Genomic DNA, 20,153 nt, shown 5'->3' with positions numbered 1-20,153 from the left:
CGGGGCACATGCGGTTTCATCACGGGGCGCACAGGTTGTTGTCAGGTTGGGCGGGCAAGCTGGGCGATGTAACCAACCGGAAGGTCTTAGATGAGCTACGTGATCGCACTGGCCGGCTTCGCCACGATCCTGGCGATGGTGGTCTCCGGCTACGCCGCCGCCAACGCACCCCGTTCCCTGGTCCGCGTCCGCGCCGACCGCTCGCCCCGCCGCCGCTGACCAAGCGCGCCCGGGCATTCTCGGACGAGGGCCGAACCCCGATCAACCAGTTCCGCGAACCAACGCGACGATCTGCTGGGCGACCATCCGCGGGTCCTCGTGTTCCCACACCCGCACCACCTGCCAGCCCGCCGCGATCAACGCGGCATCGGTGGCGCGATCGCGGGCGACATTGCCCGCCAGTTTCCGCGCCCACCACTCGGCGTTGTTCTTCGGATCGGTCGCGTGTTCGGGACACCGATGCCAGAAGCAACCGTCGACATAGACGGCGACACGACGGCGTGGGAAAACCACATCGGCGCGCCGGCGCTGGCCCTTGATCGGCGCGCGGTCGACGAAATAGCGCAGGCCCGCGCGGTGCAGCTCGCGCCGTAGGGCGAGTTCGGGAGCGGTGTGGGCACGGCGCTGGCGCGACATCCGCGCGCTGGTCGCCGCATCGGTGACGGGTGCCGACCGCGGAGCGTCGTCTCCGTGATCCCGCCGCCCGGTCATGCCGCCCAGCCACCCATGCGATCGAGGTGGTCGCGCACGTCGTCGAGGAATCCGGGCGGAAAACGTAAGTTGCCCATGGACGTTCGTCGCAAGAACCCGGCCGTGGCACGCGGGGAGAGCAATCGGGGTTCGGCGAGGAAGTTCTTCAGATCCTCATAGGGCTCGTGGACCGGCCACGTCGACAGCGGCACCTGATGCACCACGCCCGCATGCCCCCACGCCGCGCTCGGCCACGGTGCGCCCGGTCGCAGTGGCGCACCGACGGTGAGCGGCTCCAGCGGCGCGGCCAGCCGCTCACCCACCCAGTTCGCCATCCGCACACTCACCGCGTTACCGACCAGCTTCCACCGATGCCCCTGCCGCACACCCGGCACGTCGAGCGCGGGCGCGGTCCACTCGGCATCGAAACCCTGTAATCGTTCCCCATCGATGATGCCAGGGGTGACGATCTCGCCCGCCGGAAGCCGCACCGCGGGCGGGCTGGCGATGCCGAGCCCGGAACCGCCCTTCAAGGTCGGCACCGCGTTCACCGCCCAGCCGAGGCCGCGCACGCCCTCGGTCCAGTAGAAGCCGCACGGGTCGCGGTCGGGGTCGCCGTAGTCGCGCGGGCCCGCGTCGTCACCGAACAGGACCTGGCGCGGGTCCTCGGTGCGGGAGGCGAGCATCAACACGCGCTGGCGCCGTTGCGGCAGGCCGAACGCGCGACCGTCGACCACCCGGTAGGCCCAGGTGTATCCGAGTTCCTCCAGGGCGGTGGTGATGTGGCGCATCGCCGCGCCACGACCCAGCTGGAGCATGAACGGCACGTTCTCGATCAGCAGCCAGCGTGGCCCGCGCTGCCGCCGGACCAGCCGGAACACCTCGTCGACCAGACCGGAACGGCGACCGGTGATACCTGCGGTGCGCCCGGCCTGGGACAGGTCCTGGCACGGGAACCCCGCCGCGACCAGTTCGGTGCGCGCGGGCAGCGAACGCAGGCGGGTGATGTCGGCGTGCAGAGGTGTTTCGGGAAAACGCGCGGCGAGCACGCCCTGCGCACCCGGATCGATCTCACACAGCAACTCGGTGGACCATCCGTGTCTGCCGAGGCCGAGTTCGAGCCCGCCGATCCCGGCGAACAACCCGACCATCCGCGTCAACAGTCCTCCTGTGCTTGTCGGAACGCGCAACCACCCACTTCTCGCGCCTGCGGCATTGTATCGGGCCGCTGAACAGCGGCAGAGGGCGTAGCAGCCGGGGCTGTGCACGGCTGTGGATGCTTTCGTCCGGCAGAAAAATCGGTGGCCGGGAACGGGGGTCCGGTGCGACTCTGGAAGGGCCTACTTGTCGGACCCCGATGCGAACATCGTCTGGGAGTCCGTTCCGGTAACCAACCATCCAACCGGACCCGAGGGGGAGTCTTTGTCTGTCACATCAGAACTGGCGGTCGCCGAATCGGAGGCCGACAGTTCCGGGCAACCCACACAGCGAGCGCGCGGGGGTATGCGCTCGCTGCGCCGGTTCCTGCCGTACCTGAAGCCGTACCGGGTCCCGCTGATCCTGGCGAACCTGCTGGCCATCATGATGGCGGCGACCGCGGTGGTGACACCGCTGGTCATCGCCCGCATCATCGACGGACCGATCGCCCGCCGCGATTTCGCGGGCCTGCTCGTGCCGGTCGCGTTCGTGTTCCTGCTCGGCGCACTCGAATCGTTCGGCATGTGGGGCAGACGCTGGTTGGTGTCCAAACCTGCGACGACGTTCGAAATCACCATGCGGGCGAAGCTGTTCGCGAAGCTGCAGGCGTTATCGATCGGTCGTCACGACGGGTGGCAGTCCGGCCAGCTGCTCTCGCGTGCGATCGACGACATGTCGGCGCTACGCCGGTTCGTCGCGTTCGCCGGGCCGTTCCTCATCGTCAACTCGGTGATCGCGCCCGTCGGGCTCATCGCCTTGTTCGTGCTCAATTGGCAAGTGGGGCTGATTTTCACGGTGACCTGCCTGCCGCTCACCGTGTACTGCGCGCGTTTCGTCCGCCGGTTCGAGGTGGCCTCGCGCCGCTCCCAGGACCAGGCGGGAGACCTGGCGACCATCGCCCAGGAATCCGCGCAGGGCGTGCGTGTGCTCAAGGCGCTCGGCCGTGGCCAGTTCTTCGGCGCCCGCTTCACCGCTCTGTCGCGTGAACTGCAACGTACCGAGCTGACGAAGGTGCATCTGGACGCCACGCTGTGGTCGGCGCTGGTCGCCCTGCCTACCATCGCGATCGCGTTGTCGCTCGGTGTCGGTGGATACGCGGTGGCGCAGGGCTCCATGACCATCGGCACCCTGGTCGCCGCCGTCACGCTGGAAACGTTCCTGCAGTGGCCGGTGATCTGGCTCGGCTTCCTGCTGTCGGAGCTGTTCGAGGCACGGACCGCCGCCGACCGGTACTGGGAGATCATCGACACCCCGCTCGACATCGCCGACCCGCCGGACCCGGTCGCCCTGCCCGTGCCGGTGCGTGGCGAACTGGAGATCGAGGGCGTCCGGTTCGGTTACCCGCGCGCCGACGGCGGTCCGGAAAACGTTGTGCTGGAGGATGTCTCGCTGCGGATCAGGCCGGGCGAGACGGTCGCGCTCGTCGGCGCGACCGGTAGCGGCAAAACCGCCCTGCTCGAGCTGATTCCGCGCCTCTACGACGTGAACGCCGGTCACATCACCATCGACGGCGTCGACATCGCCACGCTGCGATTGCCCGACCTGCGCCGGGTGGTGACGGTTGCCTTCGAGGAGCCGGTGCTGTTCTCGGCGAGCGTGCGCGAGAACGTGGCTCTCGGCGACCCGAGCGCCACCGACGACGACGTGCGGCGCGCGCTCGACATCGCCCAGGCCACCGACTTCGTCGACGCGCTGCCGTGGGGCCTCGACACCAGGATCGGCGAGCAGGGCATGAGCCTGTCCGGCGGGCAACGGCAACGGCTCGCGCTGGCCAGGGCGGTGCTCACCGGTGCGGCGGATGCCGACGCGGGCCGGATCATGGTGCTCGACGACCCGCTCTCCGCGCTGGACGTGGAAACCGAGGAGCGCGTGCAGGATCGGCTGCGCGCGGTGCTCTCCGGTGCGACGACTCTGCTGGTGGCGCACCGCCCGTCCACCGCCGCACTAGCCGATCGGGTGGCACTGCTCGCCGACGGGCGCATCGTCGCCGAGGGCACCCACGACAAGTTGCTGCGCACGAGCCGTCATTACCGCGAACTGATGGGTGGTGTCTGATGACCACCGAAACGGTTGAAACACAACAGGAACAGGCAGCCGACTGGCGCGGCATCGCCAAGGAGGACGACGTCGTCACCGGCACCGGCAACGTGGTGCTCGCCGGTCGTTCCCGTCGGCTGCTGCTCGATCTGGTCCGGCCCTATCGAAAACTGGCCGTCCTCACCTTCGTCCTGATCGTGCTGGACAACGCGGCGAAGGTGTCGGTGCCGTTGTTCATCGCCTACGGGCTCGACCACGGAATAACCCAAGGGCGCCAAGGGAACTGGACGCCGCTGATCGCGACCGTCGCCGGGTTCATCGCGGTGACGGTGCTGTCGGGACTCACCACCTTCGCGTTCCTGCGCGCGGCCGGAGCACTGAGCCAGCGGGTGCTGTTCGACCTGCGGGTGCGCACCTTCGCGCACACCCAGCGGTTGAGTGTGTCGTTCCACGAGAAATACACCTCCGGCAAGGTCGTCACCCGGCTCACCAGCGATATCGAGGCGCTGCAGGACCTGCTCGAGGGGGCGCTGAACCAGGCGGCGAGCGCGCTGCTCTCGGTGGTCACCATCGCCGTTCTGCTCGTCTGGCTCGACCCGATGCTCGCGGCCATCGTGCTGCTCGGGTTCGTGCCGCTGGTGTTCGTCACCCGGTGGGCGCAGCGGCGGCAGCGGGCGGGCTACCGGCGGACCCGTGGTGCGATCGCCAGGGTCGTCGTGCAGTTCGTCGAATCGATGAGCGGCATGCGGGCGGTGCAGGCGTTTCGGCGCGAACACCGCAACCAGGAAGTACTCGGTGTCGAGGACGCGGCGTACCAGAAGGCGACGACCACCGCGATGCGCGGCGTCGGCGACTACGTGGGTCTGTCGAACTTCATCGGCAAGGTGACGACGGTCGTCGTGCTGCTCGTCGGGTCCTGGCAGGTGATGGAGGGCAACCTGGCCATCGGCGTGCTCGCGGCCTACCTGCTCTACCTCGACCAGTTCTTCGGCCCGCTCGACGAGCTGGCGCAGGTGTTCAACTCCTACCAGTCGGCGGCCGCGGCGCTCGAGAAGATCTCCGGTGTGCTCGAGGAGGAACCGGCGGTCGCGGAACCGGTCGAGCCGGTCACCGTCGAACATCCCACCGGTGCGGTGCGGATGGACAAGGTGTGGTTCGGCTACGACGCGGCCTCGCCGGTGCTGCCGGAATTCGACCTCGACATTCCGGCCGGGCAGATCGTCGCACTGGTCGGCGCCACCGGCGCCGGCAAGTCGACGCTGGCCAAGCTGCTCACCCGGTTCTACGACCCGTCCGGCGGCACCATCACCCTCGACGGTGTCGACCTGCGCGAACTGGCCGACACCGAGCTGCGCAGACACGTCGTGATGATCACGCAGGAGGCGTACCTGTTCTCCGGCACGATCGCCGACAACATCCGGCTCGGCAGGCCATCGGCCACCGATGCCGAGGTGCGGGCGGCGGCCCGCGCGGTCGGGCTCGACCAGTTCGTCGGGTCGTTGCCGGACGGGTACGACACCGACGTGCGAACCAGGGGCGGACGATTATCGGCCGGTCAGCGTCAGCTGGTCGCCTTCGCCAGGGTGTTCCTCGCCGATCCGGTGGTGATCGTGCTCGACGAGGCGACGTCGAGTCTCGACATCCCCGGTGAGCGCCTGGTGCAGCGTGCGCTGGAGACGCTGTTGCGGAACCGGACGGCCGTCATCATCGCGCACCGGCTGTCCACGGTCGCCATTGCCGACCGGGTGCTGGTGCTCGACGGCGGCCGCGTGGTCGAGGACGGCGCACCGGCCGAGCTGATCGCAGGCCAGGGCCGCTTCGCCGGACTGCACGCCGCCTGGCGGGATTCGCTGGTGTGATGCGCTCGTGTTGTACAGCACCGGGCCCGGTGTCGCTTACCGTAGAGAGGTGACGACCCCAGCCCCGGGCCCGGCCGCAGGCCCCACCGAGAACAGACCGGCCTCTCGGTGGCCGGCGGTGCTCACCTGGCGAGCCCACGACAACTCCCGGATGGAATCGGTCCGGGTGACGGTGAACGGCAACCGGATCAGAGCCGCGGGCCGGATGATCGGCAGCGCCAACCACGAGCACCCGGCGTTCAGTGCCTCCTACGACCTGGTCACCGACGAAGCGGGCGCGACCAGGCGTTTGTCGCTGCGCACCACCACCGCTGCCGGTGAACGCCACGCATCGGTGTCGCGCGACGAGGAGAACTACTGGCTCGTCGACGCGGGCGGTACCCATGTGCGTTCGACGTTCGCCGGCGCCCTCGATGTGGACGTGGTGCTCAGCCCGTTCTTCAACACGCTCCCCATCCGCCGGTTCAGCCTGCAGCACGCCGTCGGTGACGTGCAGGTGCCGGTCGTCTACGTGCGTTTGCCCGACCTGCTGGTGCAGGAGGCCGAACTCACCTATTCGAGCGCCGCCGACGGCATCAACGTGCTGTCCCCGGTCTCGAGCGCCACGTTGACGGTGGACCCGGAAGGATTCGTCCTCGACTATCCCGGGCTGGCCGAGCGCGTCTGAGCCAGCCGATGCACCTGCCTGCGGTGGAGTCGTTGTCCGGGGCCGAGATCGGCGGTGTCAGCGCGGGCAGGCTCGCGGTCAGAGCTCTCGCAACACGCCTCCGCGTCGACCCGCCTCGCGCAGCTCGTCCAACCATCCGGGCGAGCCGGGCACGATGCCGGTGATGTCCCATCGTGCGCGATTCTCGTACGCTGTCCGCCCGCGGTAACCCGTCTCGACAAGTTCGCCGAGGGTCGCGTCTGTACGCAGGGTGTCGCGGGCCCGCACCAGGGCGTCGATGGTCTGGTCGAGCACCAGGCCGAGCGCGGTCGCGTTCGGTTCGCAGATGGCACGCACCAGGTCCGGCGCGGTCCCGGCCACCCGGGTCCCGTCGCGGAATGAGCCGGCGGCCAACCCGAGCGCCAGTTCGCCCCCGCTCGCACCGGCGGCGGCCAGTGCCTCGGCCAGCACATGCGGCAGGTGTGAGATCCGTGCGACGGCTCGGTCGTGCTCCTCGGCGACGACCGGAACCACCACGGAACCGCAGTCCAAAGCCAGCCGAACCACCCGCGACCACGGCTGCACCCGGGTGCCCTCGTCTACTCCGACGGCCCACACGGCTCCGCGGAACAGCTCGGGATCGGTTGCGGCCCAACCCGACTCGGCGGTTCCTGCCATCGGATGACCGCCCACGTACCCGGCTTCGAGCCCCTGCTTGCGCACGGCGTCGGCCACCGGCCCCTTCACGCTGACCACATCGGTCAGCGCACACCCCGGCGCATAGGCCGCGACCTGCGCGAGCACCGGCGCGACGGCGGGCATCGGCACCGCGAGCACCACGAGCGCGTCGGCGGCAGCGGCCCGGTTCAGCACCTCGGGCAGGTCACCCGACACGTCGAAACCGTCGAGCCGGGCGGCCTGTGCCCCGTCGGCCGACCGGTTGTACCCGAACGCCTCGTACCCGGCGTCCACGGCCGCGCGCAGCACGGAGCCGCCGATCAGACCCGTTCCGAGGACACATACGGCGCCACGCTCGTCGATACTCACGAGAACAGATTGGCACACGAGTTCATCAATTCGGGCGGGACAGACTACCGTTTGGTCCATGGCAGCACAGCGCTCGGGCACGAACAGGGCGGCGTCGGATGACGACTTCGACGTCGAAGGGTTCGCCGTGGCGGTGGTCCGCGAAGAAGGTACGTGGCGGTGCAGTCCTCTCAGCCACGACGCCCTCGTCGACCTCTCCACCGCCGAGACCGAATTGAAGGCATTGCGCAGCTCCGGTGCGGTGTTCGGGCTGCTCGACGTCGACGACGAGTTCTTCATCGTGCTGCGGCCCGCGCCGAGCGGCACCCGGCTGCTCGTCTCCGACGCGACCGCCGCGATCGACTACGACATCGCCGCCGACGTCCTCGACGCACTCAATGTCGAGATCCCCGACATCGACCCCGACGAGCTCGACGACATCGAACCGTGGGAAGAGGGCGACCTCGGCGTACTCGCCGACCTCGGCCTACCCGAACCGGTACTCAGCGTGATCCTCGCCGACACCGACCTCTACCCGGACGAACAGCTGAAACTGATCGCCGAGCGCCTCGGTTTCGCCGACGAATACGCGGCGGTGCTGGACAAACTGCAGAAGTGACCGACGAGGACATGCTGCGCGCCGCGCTCGCGGCCGCCGCCGACGCCGACCCGCGCGATGTGCCGGTCGGCGCCGTCGTCTTCGATGCGCAGGGCCGTGAGCTGGCCCGCGCGGCCAACGCGCGCGAAGCCCTCGGCGACCCGACCGCGCATGCGGAGGTTCTCGCCCTGCGAAAAGCCGCAGCCGTCCACGGCGACGGTTGGCGGCTCGAAGGCGCGACCCTCGCGGTCACCTTGGAACCGTGCACGATGTGCGCGGGCGCGCTGGTATTGGCCCGCGTCGAGAAGGTGATCTTCGGCGCCTGGGAACCCAAGACCGGCGCCGTCGGCTCCCTGTGGGACGTAGTCCGCGACCGCCGCCTCAACCACCGCCCCCAGGTACGCGCCGGAATCCTCGAATCCGACTGCGTCGCCCTCCTCGACACCTTCTTCCGCAACCAGCGCTGACCAGCCGATTTAGTGATCGCGCCCCCTATCCGGTACCGTAGTCGGCGGTGGCGTGTCCGAGCGGCCTAAGGAGCACGCCTCGAAAGCGTGTGACGGGTAACCCCCGTCCGAGGGTTCAAATCCCTCCGCCACCGCCAGCAAGCCCCTTACCTGTTCCGGCAGGTGAGGGGCTTTTGCTTTGTGCGGTTCGGAAGGTGTTGCGGTACGCCGAGGGGGAGGTGTGCAGCGCCTTCGCGAAGTGGTGGCGGAAAGTGACCGCGGTGGCGAAGCCGACGGCCGTGGCGATCTCCTCCACCGGGGCAGCGCTGGTTTCGAGCATCACCAGGGCGGCTTGAATGCGTTGGGTGGTGAGCCATTTGCTCGGGGTGGTGCCGGTGGACCGAACGAAGTGGCGCAGGTAGGTGCGCTGGGACAGGCCCGCCACTCGGGCGAGGTCGGCGACGCCGATCGGTTCGTGGATGTGTTCGGCGGCCCAGGCCAGGCTGCGGCCGACCGGGTCGTCGAGAGGTTCGGGCGGCATCGGGGACTCGATGTACTGCGCCTGGCCGCCGGTGCGGTGCGGCTGGATCACCAGCCTGCGCGCGACCGCGTTCGCGACGGACGCGCCCATGTCGGTGCGCACCAGGTGCAGCGCCAGGTCGAGGCCCGCCGCGCAGCCCGCGCTGGTGAGGATGTCGCCGTCGTCGGTGTAGAGCGGTTCGGCGTCGACGACCACGGCGGGATACCGCTCACGCAGCAGGTCGGTGTATCGCCAGTGCGTGGTGGCCCGGCGACCGTCCAGCAGCCCGGCGGCCGCGAGCGCGAAAGCACCAGAGCAGATCGACACGACGCGTGCCCCGTTGCGATGCGCCTGCTGGAGTGCCTCGATCAGCGCCGGTGAGGTGGCGGCGCGCGGGTCGGCGACGCTCGGCACCACCACCGTGTCGGCGGCGGCGAAGTCGGCGAGACCGTAGGGGCTGCTCATGGTCGCGCCGCCGATCACCCGGATGGGGTCGGGTGTTTCGGTGCAGACCTTCAGCTCGTACCAGGGCTGATCGATGTCGGGCCACACGAGGCCGAACACCTCGATGACGATGCCGGCCTCGAACGCCGTCATCCCGTCGTAGGCGAGCACCGACACTGTCGAACCCATGTCTGAATCTTAGCGATAGTCGTCATCTACGCCACTTCTCGTGGCCTTCGCAGCCCGCGACCATGGGTTCATGTGGAAGAAATTGAAGGAATTCGCACTCGGCATCCACGCCGCGAACGCCATCAGGCACGGTGTGTGCCCGCCCGCCGCCGCCCGTCGCGAACCCGCGAAACCCACAACAACGCGCTGATCGAGACCTGTCGACGGCTATTCACCTGCGTCCGACCTGCGGTGTAGTACTCCGTAATAGACTGAGTTACACCGAAATCCGGGAAGGAACGATGATTATGCGCGGGCGTGTGCCGCCACCCGCGAAGTCCGGGATCGGGCTCGGGGGGAAGCTCTTGGTTCTGATCGTGCTCGGGTGGGTGGCCGTGGGGCTGCTCGCCGCAGGTCAGCGGCACTATTTCTCGAAACTGCCGAGGGAGTGCTCGGATTGGGCGACGATCGCCGTGACGGCGGCGGCGGGGCCGGGGAACTACATCGGGCTGAACCCGAGGGTCACCGAATGTGAGGTTCCGCAGCCGAGCAAATAGGCCGGGCACCCGAACGAGTGCCCGGCCCGGCGCTCACAGCTTTGTGGCGACCATCTCCCGATCGTTGCGGTGGATCTCGCGCAGCTTGGCGCCTTCCACGTCGATGTCGGGGACGATCTTGTCCAGCCAGGCGGGCATCCACCAGGCCCATTTGCCGAGCAGCACAAGCAGTGCGGGAATGAGCACCATCCGCACGAGGAAGGCGTCGAGTGCGACACCCGCCGCCAGCGCGAAGCCCATCGACTTGGCGGTGACATCGGATTCGAGCAGGAACGAACCGAACACCGAGATCATGATGATCGCGGCCGAGGTGACCACGCGAGCGCCGTGGTGATAACCCTTCACCACGGACTCGGTCGGGTCGGAACCGTGCACGTATTCCTCGCGCATGCGGGTCACCAGGAACACCTGGTAGTCCATCGCGAGCCCGAATACCAAGCCGATCAACATGATCGGCAGGAAGCTCACCAGCGGGTGGGGATCCGTGATCAGCCCGAGCTTGCCCTCCTGGAAGATCAGCACGGTCGCGCCGAAGGTGGCAGCCATCGACAGCAGGAATCCGAGTGCCGCGGTGAGCGGGACGAGGATCGAGCGGAACACCAGGATCAGCAGGATGAACGCGGCACCGGCGACGATCGCCATGTACGGCACGATCTTGCTCAGCAGCACGTGGTCGATATCGGCGTAGATCGCGGTGGTTCCCGTGATGCCGTAGGACATTCCGTACTGCTCGTGCAGCGCGGCTTCGGCGTCGCGTGCCGACTGCACCAGGTCCTTGGTCGACTGGTCGTTGGGTCCGGCCTTGGGAATACCGTTGATGAGGGCGCCCGCACCGTCGGAGCTCATCTGCGGTTCGGTGACCAGATCCATGTCGGGGTAGGACGTGAGTTTGTCACGCAAGGCGTTCAGCGCGGCTGGCCGCTGATCGGCGGGGGTGTCGGCCAGGTCGACGGCCACCTGCAACACGCCGTTGCTGCCCTCACCGAAACCCTCGGTGCGCAGGTCGTAGGCCTTACGCACGGTGGTCGACTTGGGCAGGCTGTCCTCGCCGGGCAGGCCGAGGTTCAGGTTCAGCGCGGGCGCGGCGAGCAACCCGAGCACCACGATGGCAAGGATCATCGTCACCGCGGGGAACTTGGCGATCACCCGGGCGACGCGGGTGCCGTTGGTGACGACGCTGTCGTCCTCGGGATCGTGCTGGGCGATCAGCGGAAGCTTCGGCTTGAACAGGGCCTTGCCGAACGCACCGAGCAACGCGGGCATGAGGGTGATCGCGGTGAGCACGGCGAACGCGGCCGCCACGGCACCACCCAGACCCATGAACGTCAGGAACCGGACACCGACGATGGCCAGCCCGGCGAGCGCGATGATGACGGTGAGACCCGCGAACACCACCGCCGAGCCCGCCGTGCCGAGCGCGGTACCCGCGGCTTCCTCGGCCGAATCCTGCACGGTCAGTTCGTGTTTGTATCGGGAGACGATGAACAGCGCGTAGTCGATCGACAGCGCGATACCGATCATCGAGGCCAGGAACGTCGTAAAGCTCGGAATCTCGAGCACCGTGGTGGACAGGAAGATCAGCGAGGTCGCGGCGCCGAGGCCGACGATCGCGGTGATGATCGGCACGAAGGCCGCGACGATCGCGCCGAACGCCACGATCATCACCACCAGGGCAACGGCCATACCGATCATCTCGGATTTGCCGCTCGGCATCTCCTGCTCCATGGGCAGGCTGCCGCTCATCTCCACCGTGAGTCCGGCGGCGCGGGCGTCGTCGCCGACGGCGTAGGCGGCCTCGCGGTCCTCGGGCTTCACATCGGCGAACTCTTTGATGGTGAACGGCACGCTGAAGTAGGCGACGGTGTCGGGTGCCGACTCGTTCAGCACGTTGAGCGGCGCGCCACTGCAGGTCGACGGATCAGGCTGCGCGGTAAGGCAACCCATCTCCTCGGTGGCCGTGATCGGGTCGACGATCGGTTCGGTGTGATCGACGATCGGCAACTGCTCCAGCCGCTCGATCATCGCCGCGACGGCCTGGCGGTTGGCCGGATCGGTGAGCTTCTGGCCGGCGGGCGCGCCGACGACGTAGGTGCCGGTGACCGCGTCGAACGCGAACGCCTCCGACATACCGGGGAAGTGCTTGTCGAGGATTTCGGTCGCCCGCTCCGACGGCAGGTTCGGCATGCTGAAGTCGTCGGTCATCGGCTTCTGCAGCTGGGCACCGAGTCCGCCGAGCACCATGAAGCAGAGTAACCAGACGGGGAGGACGATCCATTTGCGGCGAAAGGCCAGCTTTCCCCACCGGTACAGATAGACGGACACGGGTTTCTCCTCGGTGATTCGATGCAGAACGTGGAGGTAGAGCCGGGTCGAACTAGACCTGAGTCTGCTGCCGCGATACCGCGATATCAAGCAACCGGGCCCGCACATGCGACGACCCCGCGATCCATGGGCGGATCGCGGGGTCGTGGGGGGACTACCGTCAGCCGACGGCGACCGGGTGTTTCACCGTCTCGGTGCCCGAGTTGCGCAGCTGCTCGAGCTTGGCGCCCTCGACATCGATATCGGGAACGATGCGGTCGAGCCACTTCGGCATCCACCAGGCCCACTTGCCCATGATCACCAGCAGCGCGGGCACGATCACCATGCGGACCACGAAGGCGTCGATGGCGACACCGGCGGCCAGCGCGAAACCGAACGACTTCGCGGTGACGTCGGTTTCCATGATGAAGGAGCCGAACACCGAGATCATGATGATCGCGGCCGAGGTGACCACGCGGGCGCCGTGGTGGTAACCGGCGACCATGGCGTCCTTCGGCGAACGGCCGTGCACGAATTCCTCACGCATGCGGGTCACCAGGAACACCTGGTAGTCCATCGCGAGGCCGAACACCAAGCCGATCAACATGATCGGCAGGAAGCTGACCAGCGGCTGTGGGTCCTCGATCAGCCCGAAGGTGCCCTCCTGGAAGATCAGCACGGTGGCACCGAAGGTGGCAGCCATCGACAACAGGAACCCGAGTGCCGCGGTGAGCGGGACCAGGATCGAGCGGAACACCAGGATCAGCAGGATGAACGCGGCACCGGCGACGATCGCCAGGTACGGCACGATCTTGCTGAGCAGCGCGTGGTCGACGTCGGCGTAGATGGCGGTGGTACCGGTAATGCCGTACTGCATGCCGTACTGCGCCTGCAGCTCGGCCTCGGCACCGCGCGCTGACTGCACGAGATCCTTGGTTTCCTGGTTGTTCGGACCGGAAACCGGGACGCCGTTGAGCATGGCGCCCTGCTTGTCCTCGCTCCACTGCGGCTCGGTGACGTAGTCCATGCCCTCGTAGGAGGCGAGCTTGTCGCGCAGCGCGCCGAGCGCCGCCTCACGCTGACCCTCGGGCGTGGCGCTCAGGTCGGCGACGACCATGAGCACACCGTTGCTGCCCTCACCGAAGCCCTCGGTGCGCAGGTCGTAGGCCTTACGCACGGTCGAGGTCTTGGGCAGGCTGTCCTCGCCGGGCAGGCCGAGGTTCAGGCCCGCGGCGGGCGCGGCGAGCGCGCCGAGCACGACCACCGACAGGATCAGGGCGACCCACGGCGCCTTGCCGATCAGGCGAGCGAAACGCTGGCCGTTGGTGACCGAGGTGTCGTCCTCGGGATCGTGCTGTGCCACCAGCGGCAGCTTCGGCTTGAACAGGGCCTTACCGAAGGCGCCCATCAGCGCGGGCATCAGGGTGACGGCGGTGAGCACCGCGAACGCGGCGGCGATGGCGCCACCGAGACCCATGAAGGTCAGGAACTCCACGCCGACGATGCTCAGCGCGCCGAGCGCGATGATGACGGTGAGACCGGCGAACACCACGGCCGAACCGGCGGTGCCCAGCGCGGTACCGGCGGCTTCCTCGGCCGAATCACGCACGGACAGTTCGTGTTTGTAGCGCGAGACGATGAACAGCGCGTAGTCGATCGACAGCGCGATACCGATCATCGAGGCGAGGAAGGTGGTGAAGCCGGGCACTTCCATGAAGGAGGTGCCGAGCATGATCGTCGAGGTCGCGGCGCCGAGGCCGACGATGGCGGTGACGATCGGGACGACCGCGGCGACGATGGCGCCGAAGGCGATCACCATGACGATCAGGGCGACGCCCATACCGATGAGCTCGGACTTGCCGCTCGGCTGTTCCTGCTTCATCGCGATGGAACCGCTGAGTTCGACGGTCAGGCCCGCGTTGCGGGCGTCGGCGCCGACCTCGAAGGCGGCGTCGCGCTCGGCGTCGGTCACGTCGGTGACGTTCTTGATGGTGAACGGGACGTTGAGCGTGGCGACGGTTTTCGGCGCGGTCTCGCTGAGGACGTTGAGCGGGGCGCTCGAACAGGTCGACGGGTCAGGGTTGCTCAGGCAACCCATCTTGTCGGTCATCTCGATCGGGTCGGCCAGCGGCTTGGTCTTGTCGACGATCTCGAGACCGCCGAGCTTGGCGATGAACGCCTCGATCGCGGCGCGGTTGGCCGGGTCGGTGAGCTGCTGGCCCTGCGGCGCGGCGATCACGTAGGTGCCTGCCACGGCGTCGAACTTGAACTGTTCGGACATGCCGGGGAAGTGCTTGTCGAGGATTTCGTTGGCGCGCGCCGAGGGCAGCTCGGGCATGCTGAAGTCGTTGCTCATCGGCTTGCTGAGGCTGGCTCCGAGGCCGCCGAGCAGCAGGAACAGCAGTAGCCAGACCGGCAACACTATCCATTTACGGCGGAAAGCGAACTTTCCCCATCTGTACAGGTATACGGACACGTGTCCCCGCCTCCACATCGTGAATGATTTTGTCTACCGTGCGGTAGGTAGACTACCGACGGCGTAAGTGGAGGGGCAACCTCAATTTTATGGGCGCCGGATAGATCACAACGATTCATGGGAGGATTGCGATATGGCTGTCCGGGAGACCACCGACACGGTTACCGCAGGTGGAGGTACTAAACAGGCGATTCGTGACGCCGCCCTCCGGCTGTTCGCCGCCAAGGGCTTCGAGCAGACCAGTCTGCGCGAGGTCGCCGATATGGTGGGAATCACAAAGGCCTCGCTGTACTACCACTACGCGTCCAAGCTCGATCTGCTGCTGGCGATCATCGACCCGATCATCGACCACATGCGCGACATCGTCACCGATATCGATGCCGTCCCCTACGACAGCGAGGGCATTCGCGCCGTCCTGCGCACCTACCTGCGCGGCATGATCCGCCACCGCGACGCGGGGGCACTGTGCGTGCGCGACACCGCGGCCATCGTCAACGCCATCGCCGACCGCTACCCGGATCTCATGGAGCCGACTCGAGAGCTGCGGGCATGGTTGTCCGGACCGAATCCGACGCCGGAGTCGATGCTGCGCGCGGCCGGAGCCATCGAGGTGCTCGGGGTCGCACTGCTGTCGATCGAGCTGGCGCCGGGAGCCACCGACGCGCTCGTCGAGCAGACGCTGCTCGACGCGGCGACCGCCGTACTTGCCGGCGGTGCCGATTCGGCGTGAGCGGGCGGCCTGCGTGGTTACGCTCCGCTGCCGCCTCCGGCCGCTGACCGCGCACGCCGGGCGACCGCGTAGGTTCGAACCGTGCATATCACCGCAAGAGTCGATTACGCGGTGCGAACGTTGCTCGAGCTCGCCGCGGCCGATGGGGTCGTGAAGGCCGAGGCCATCGCCGCCGCGGCGCAGATCCCGCCGAAAGTCCTCGAGACCGTGCTCGCCGAGCTGCGTCGCGCCGAGCTGGTGCGCAGCAGGCGCGGGCCGGACGGCGGGTACCGGCTCGGCAGGCCCGCCGAGGAGATCTCGGTGGCCGATGTGATCCGTGGCGTGGAATCGCCGCTGGCCTCGGTGCGTGGGCAGCGCCCGGAAGACGTGCGCTACCCCGGCGCGGGTGAGCCGCTGCAGCAGGTGTGGATCGCGCTGCGGGTGAATATCCGGGCCGTGCTCGAGAACGTGTCGATCGCCGACATCGCCGCCGACCGACTGCCCGGTTTCATCGGTGACCTGATCGCGGATCCTGGAGCCTGGGCTCGGCGTGAGCCCCGTACTCCGGCAGGCACGTGATCTGTCCACAGGTCCAGGTTTATCCACAGGCCTGGTGAAACGCCTGGATAACTCGGGGGCGACGGTTCGTCGCACGCGGTAGCCTGCGTCCATCATGTTGATCACCCTGCTGCGGACCTACCTGGCCCCGTACCGCGCCCAGCTGGCCGGGGTCCTCGGGCTCCAGCTGGTCTCGGTCATCGCGATGCTCTACCTGCCGAGCCTCAATGCCGACCTCATCGACAACGGCATCACCAGGGGCGATATCGGCTACATCTGGACCACCGGCCTGTGGATGCTCGCGGTGAGCTGCGTGCAGATCATCGCCTCGTCGGCCTCGGTGTACTTCGGCGCGCAGGCGGCGATGGGCGCGGGCCGGGACATGCGTGGCGCCGTGCTGCACCGGGTCGAGACGTTCTCCGCGCGCGAGGTCGGTCTGTTCGGCGCGCCCTCGCTCATCACCCGCTCCACCAACGACATCCAGCAGGTGCAGCTGCTCATCGTGATGTCGGTGACGATTCTGGTGATGGCACCGATCATGTGCGTCGGCGGCATCATCATGGCGGTGCGCGAAGACGCCGGGCTCTCGTGGCTGCTGCTCATCGCGGTGCCCGCGCTGGCGCTGAGCATGGGGCTGGTCGTGGCGAAGATGGTGCCGGGCTTCCGGCAGATGCAGGAACGCATCGACGGAGTGAACCGGGTGCTGCGCGAGCAGATCACCGGTATCCGGGTGATCCGCGCGTTCGTGCGGGAACGTCAGGAGATCTGGCGCTTCGGGATGGCCAACACCTCGCTCACCGACGCCTCGTTGCGCGTGGGCAAGCTGATGGCGCTGATGTTCCCGATCGTCATGCTCATCTCCAATGTCACCGCCGTCGGGGTGATCTGGTTCGGTGGGCATCACGTCGACGACGGCACCATGCAGATCGGCTCGCTCACCGCGATGCTGTCCTACATCATGCAGATCCTGATGGCCGTGATGATGGCCTCGTTCCTGGCGATGATGGCCCCCCGTGCGGCGGTCTCGGCCGACCGGATCGGCGCGGTGCTCGACACCGAGTCCTCGGTGCGCCCGCCGCGCCTGCCGCAGCCGTTCGCAGGCGACCCGGCCACCGTCGATCTGCAGTTCGCCGAATTCGCCTACCCCGGTGCGGAGAAGCCGGTCCTGCGGGCGATCCGCTTCCAGGTGGCGCCCGGCACGACGACGGCCGTGGTCGGTTCCACCGGCGCGGGCAAGACCACGCTCGTCAATCTGATCCCGCGCCTGATCGATGTCACCGACGGCGCGGTGTACGTGGGCGGCACCGACGTGCGGCACCTCGACCTCGAATCTCTGCGCGGCGGAATCGGATTGGTGCCGCAGAAGGCGTACCTGTTCTCCGGAACCGTCGCGAGCAACCTGCGCTACGGCAAACCCGACGCCACCGACGAGGAGCTCTGGCACGCGCTCGAGGTGGCCCAGGCGGCCGACTTCGTGCGCGAGATGCCGCAGGGCCTCGACACCCCGGTCGCCCAGGGCGGTACGACGGTGTCGGGCGGTCAGCGTCAGCGCCTGTGCATCGCCCGCGCGCTGGTGCGCAAGCCGCGCGTCTACCTGTTCGACGATTCGTTCTCCGCGCTCGACGTGGCGACCGACGCCCGGTTGCGCGCGGCGCTGAAACCCGAGACCGCCGACGCGTCGGTGATCATCGTGGCCCAGCGGATCCAGACCATTCGCGACGCCGACCAGATCGTCGTCCTCGAGGACGGTGCGATGGCAGGCCTCGGCACCCATGACGAACTGATGCAGCGGTGCCCGGAGTACCGCGAGATCGTCGAGTCCCAGCTCAGTGTGGAGGAGGCTCGATGAGGCCGGGTGCACCCGTCCCCGGCGCCCCGGGTACCAAACCGAAATCGTTCGTTCCGTCGCTGAAGCGGCTGCTGCGCAGGCTCGCGCCGGAGAAATTCTCCGTCGCGGTCATCATCGCGCTGGTCGTCACCTCGGTGGTGCTCAACACCCTCGGCCCCTGGTTGCTCGGCAAGGCGACGAACCTGGTGTTCGACGGGTTCGTCGGCAAGCAGCTCCCGGCGGGACTGAGCAAGGACGAGACCGTCGAGATGCTGCGTCAGCGGGGGGAGAACACCCGCGCCGACATGCTCTCGGCCATGAACGTGGTGCCCGGCACCGGTATCGACTTCGGCGCGGTCGGCCGGGTGCTCACGCTGGTCCTGGTGCTCTACGTGGTCGCCGCGGTATTCGGCTGGCTGCAGGGTTATCTGCTCAATGTCGTCATCAACCGCACGGTCAAACGCCTGCGCGACGACGTGGAGAACAAGCTGCACCGGCTGCCGCTGCGCTACTTCGACACCGCACCGCGCGGCGACGTGCTCAGCCGCGTCACCAACGACGTCGACAATGTTTCCCAGAGCCTGCAGCAGACCATGAGCCAGCTGCTCGTGTCGCTGTTCACCGTGGTCGGCATCCTGATCATGATGTTCTGGATCTCGCCGCTGCTGGCGTTGATCGCCCTGCTCACGGTGCCCGCGGCCATCGTCGTCACCGCGCAGATCGCCAAGCGGTCCAAGCCGCACTTCGTGAACCAGTGGAAATACACCGGTGAGGTGAATTCCTCGGTGGAGGAGGCCTACACCGGCCACGAGATCATCACCGCGTTCGGCCGCAGCCGCGAGGTCGGCCGGGAGTTCGACGAGCGCAACGACAGGCTCTACAACGCCAGCTTCAAGGCGCAGTTCATCTCCGGCCTCATCATGCCCGCGATCATGTTCCTCGGAAACGTGAACTTCGTGTTCATCGCGCTGGTCGGTGGCCTGCGGGTGGCCACCGGCAATCTCTCGCTCGGTGAGGTGCAGGCCTTCATCCAGTACTCGCGCCAGTTCAGCCAGCCGCTCACCCAGATCGGCGCCATGGCCAACCTGCTGCAGTCCGGGGTGGCCTCGGCCGAGCGGATCTTCGAGATCCTCGACGCCGAGGAACAGAGCCCCGACCCGCTGGTGGAGAACTCGCGCCCGGTCGACCGCGGCCGGGTGGAGTTCGACGCGGTGTCCTTCGGCTACGACCCGGAAACCCCGGTCATCGAACGGCTTTCGCTGGTGGCCGACCCGGGGCATGTGATCGCCATCGTCGGACCGACCGGTGCGGGCAAGACCACGCTGGTGAACCTGCTGATGCGCTTCTACGAGATCGACGCGGGCACCATCTCCATCGACGACGTCGACATCACCACCATCACCCGCGACCACCTGCGTTCGCGCATCGGCATGGTGCTGCAGGACACCTGGCTGTTCCAGGGCACCATCCGCGAGAACATCGCCTACGGCAATCCCAACGCCTCCGAGCACGACATCATCGCTGCGGCCCGCGCCGCCTACGTCGACCGGTTCGTGCACTCGCTGCCCGACGGCTACGACACGGTGATCGACGAGGAAGGTGGCGGGGTGAGCGCCGGTGAGAAGCAGCTCATCACCATCGCCCGCGCGTTCCTGGCCAAGCCGTCGATCCTGATCCTCGACGAGGCGACCAGCTCGGTCGACACGCGCACCGAACTGCTGGTGCAGCACGCCACCGCCGCACTGCGCCGCGACCGCACGAGTTTCGTGATCGCCCACCGGCTTTCGACGATCCGCGACGCCGACCTGATCGTGGTGATGGAGAAGGGCCGCATCGTCGAACACGGCAACCACGAACGCCTGCTCGAGGAACGTGGCGCCTACTACCGCCTCTACAACGCCCAGTTCGCGGCTGTGTTGGATTGAGCGCTGGCGCGCTCGAGTCGGCGGCCCCGCAAGTCCCGACGATCAGGTGCCGTTGCTTGCTCCTTCGTCGCCTACGCAACGGCACCTGTGTCGGCGGCACCTCTGGCAGGCGGTGGAACCGTTGTCGCCCTGACCTGTTCGCATGCCCTTGCCGACGCGCGGGGACTG

17 protein-coding genes and 1 tRNA gene are annotated in these 20,153 nt (G+C 67.8%); 12 read left to right on the top strand and 6 right to left on the bottom strand.

All coding sequences use genetic code 11. The annotated features are described in order from the left end of the window. Window positions 1-90 precede the first annotated feature (90 nt). On the top strand, window positions 91-219 hold the full coding sequence (locus AB0I35_RS00090; protein ID WP_255495604.1) for a hypothetical protein: 129 nt from the start codon (window positions 91-93) through the stop codon (window positions 217-219). A gap of 42 nt (window positions 220-261) precedes the next feature. Here AB0I35_RS00090 and AB0I35_RS00085 read toward each other — a convergent pair whose 3' ends face one another. After that, on the bottom strand, window positions 262-711 hold the full coding sequence (locus AB0I35_RS00085) for a very short patch repair endonuclease (RefSeq protein ID WP_357392936.1): 450 nt from the start codon (window positions 709-711) through the stop codon (window positions 262-264). Further along, complete coding sequence (gene dcm / locus AB0I35_RS00080) at window positions 708-1,841, bottom strand: DNA (cytosine-5-)-methyltransferase (RefSeq protein WP_357394105.1); 1,134 nt, start codon at window positions 1,839-1,841, stop codon at window positions 708-710. Before dcm ends, AB0I35_RS00085 begins: the two co-directional genes overlap by 4 nt. Before the next feature lie 271 nt (window positions 1,842-2,112). Here dcm and AB0I35_RS00075 point away from each other — a divergent pair, with 271 nt between their 5' ends. The 3 genes from AB0I35_RS00075 to AB0I35_RS00065 are packed head-to-tail and all read left to right on the top strand — an operon-like array spanning window position 2,113 to window position 6,450. Beyond that, window positions 2,113-3,942, top strand: coding sequence for an ABC transporter ATP-binding protein (locus tag AB0I35_RS00075; protein ID WP_357392934.1), 1,830 nt, complete (start codon window positions 2,113-2,115; stop codon window positions 3,940-3,942). Then, entirely contained in the window at window positions 3,942-5,783 is a 1,842-nt protein-coding gene (locus tag AB0I35_RS00070) for an ABC transporter ATP-binding protein (protein WP_357392932.1), read from the top strand. The genes AB0I35_RS00075 and AB0I35_RS00070 overlap by 1 nt, the downstream gene beginning before the upstream one ends. 49 nt (window positions 5,784-5,832) lie before the next feature. Further along, window positions 5,833-6,450, top strand: coding sequence for a putative glycolipid-binding domain-containing protein (locus AB0I35_RS00065; RefSeq protein WP_357392930.1), 618 nt, complete (start codon window positions 5,833-5,835; stop codon window positions 6,448-6,450). Between the two features lie 78 nt (window positions 6,451-6,528). Here the strand turns inward: AB0I35_RS00065 and AB0I35_RS00060 are convergent, their stop codons facing one another. Further along, window positions 6,529-7,494 carry a prephenate dehydrogenase gene (locus AB0I35_RS00060; protein WP_357392928.1) on the bottom strand — a complete coding sequence of 322 codons (966 nt, stop codon included), beginning with the start codon at window positions 7,492-7,494 and terminating at the stop codon, window positions 6,529-6,531. Window positions 7,495-7,534: 40 nt separating this feature from the next. Here AB0I35_RS00060 and AB0I35_RS00055 point away from each other — a divergent pair, with 40 nt between their 5' ends. The 3 genes from AB0I35_RS00055 to AB0I35_RS00045 all read left to right on the top strand — a co-directional run bounded on the left by AB0I35_RS00055 (window position 7,535) and on the right by AB0I35_RS00045 (window position 8,657). After that, window positions 7,535-8,074, top strand: a complete 540-nt coding sequence (locus AB0I35_RS00055) for a tRNA adenosine deaminase-associated protein (protein ID WP_067494712.1) — start codon at window positions 7,535-7,537, stop codon at window positions 8,072-8,074. Window positions 8,075-8,085: 11 nt separating this feature from the next. Beyond that, window positions 8,086-8,520 carry a nucleoside deaminase gene (locus AB0I35_RS00050; RefSeq protein WP_357394103.1) on the top strand — a complete coding sequence of 145 codons (435 nt, stop codon included), beginning with the start codon at window positions 8,086-8,088 and terminating at the stop codon, window positions 8,518-8,520. A 46-nt stretch (window positions 8,521-8,566) separates the two neighbouring features. After that, a tRNA-Ser gene (locus tag AB0I35_RS00045) sits at window positions 8,567-8,657 on the top strand. Here the strand turns inward: AB0I35_RS00045 and AB0I35_RS00040 are convergent. Further along, complete coding sequence (locus tag AB0I35_RS00040; RefSeq protein WP_357392926.1) at window positions 8,636-9,652, bottom strand: helix-turn-helix domain-containing protein; 1,017 nt, start codon at window positions 9,650-9,652, stop codon at window positions 8,636-8,638. The two genes, AB0I35_RS00045 and AB0I35_RS00040, sit on opposite strands and share 22 nt — an antisense overlap. A 287-nt stretch (window positions 9,653-9,939) precedes the next feature. Between AB0I35_RS00040 and AB0I35_RS00035 the strand changes: the two genes are divergently transcribed. Continuing rightward, window positions 9,940-10,188: a hypothetical protein gene (locus AB0I35_RS00035; protein ID WP_067494949.1), complete on the top strand. Its 249-nt coding sequence runs from the start codon at window positions 9,940-9,942 to the stop codon at window positions 10,186-10,188. Between the two features lie 33 nt (window positions 10,189-10,221). Here the strand turns inward: AB0I35_RS00035 and AB0I35_RS00030 are convergent, their stop codons facing one another. Continuing rightward, entirely contained in the window at window positions 10,222-12,510 is a 2,289-nt protein-coding gene (locus AB0I35_RS00030; protein ID WP_357392924.1) for an MMPL family transporter, read from the bottom strand. Window positions 12,511-12,670: 160 nt separating this feature from the next. Beyond that, window positions 12,671-14,965 carry an MMPL family transporter gene (locus tag AB0I35_RS00025; RefSeq protein WP_357392922.1) on the bottom strand — a complete coding sequence of 765 codons (2,295 nt, stop codon included), beginning with the start codon at window positions 14,963-14,965 and terminating at the stop codon, window positions 12,671-12,673. A gap of 133 nt (window positions 14,966-15,098) precedes the next feature. Here AB0I35_RS00025 and AB0I35_RS00020 point away from each other — a divergent pair, with 133 nt between their 5' ends. From AB0I35_RS00020 to AB0I35_RS00005, 4 genes are all read left to right on the top strand, one after another. Next, window positions 15,099-15,695, top strand: a complete 597-nt coding sequence (locus AB0I35_RS00020; RefSeq protein WP_357392920.1) for a TetR/AcrR family transcriptional regulator — start codon at window positions 15,099-15,101, stop codon at window positions 15,693-15,695. Window positions 15,696-15,776: 81 nt separating this feature from the next. Beyond that, on the top strand, window positions 15,777-16,253 hold the full coding sequence (locus AB0I35_RS00015) for an Rrf2 family transcriptional regulator (RefSeq protein ID WP_357392918.1): 477 nt from the start codon (window positions 15,777-15,779) through the stop codon (window positions 16,251-16,253). A 94-nt stretch (window positions 16,254-16,347) separates the two neighbouring features. Continuing rightward, window positions 16,348-18,081 (top strand): ABC transporter ATP-binding protein, encoded by a 1,734-nt coding sequence (locus AB0I35_RS00010; RefSeq protein WP_357392916.1) that lies wholly within the window; start codon window positions 16,348-16,350, stop codon window positions 18,079-18,081. After that, window positions 18,078-19,985: an ABC transporter ATP-binding protein gene (locus tag AB0I35_RS00005; protein ID WP_357392914.1), complete on the top strand. Its 1,908-nt coding sequence runs from the start codon at window positions 18,078-18,080 to the stop codon at window positions 19,983-19,985. The genes AB0I35_RS00010 and AB0I35_RS00005 overlap by 4 nt, the downstream gene beginning before the upstream one ends. Window positions 19,986-20,153 lie beyond the last annotated feature (168 nt).

It is taken from the genome of Nocardia sp. NPDC050378, assembly GCF_040655675.1.
Taxonomy (GTDB): Bacteria; Actinomycetota; Actinomycetes; order Mycobacteriales; family Mycobacteriaceae; genus Nocardia; species Nocardia coubleae.
The sequence above is the reverse complement of the archived record's forward strand: the minus strand, read 5'-3'. Positions and strand labels throughout refer to the sequence as shown.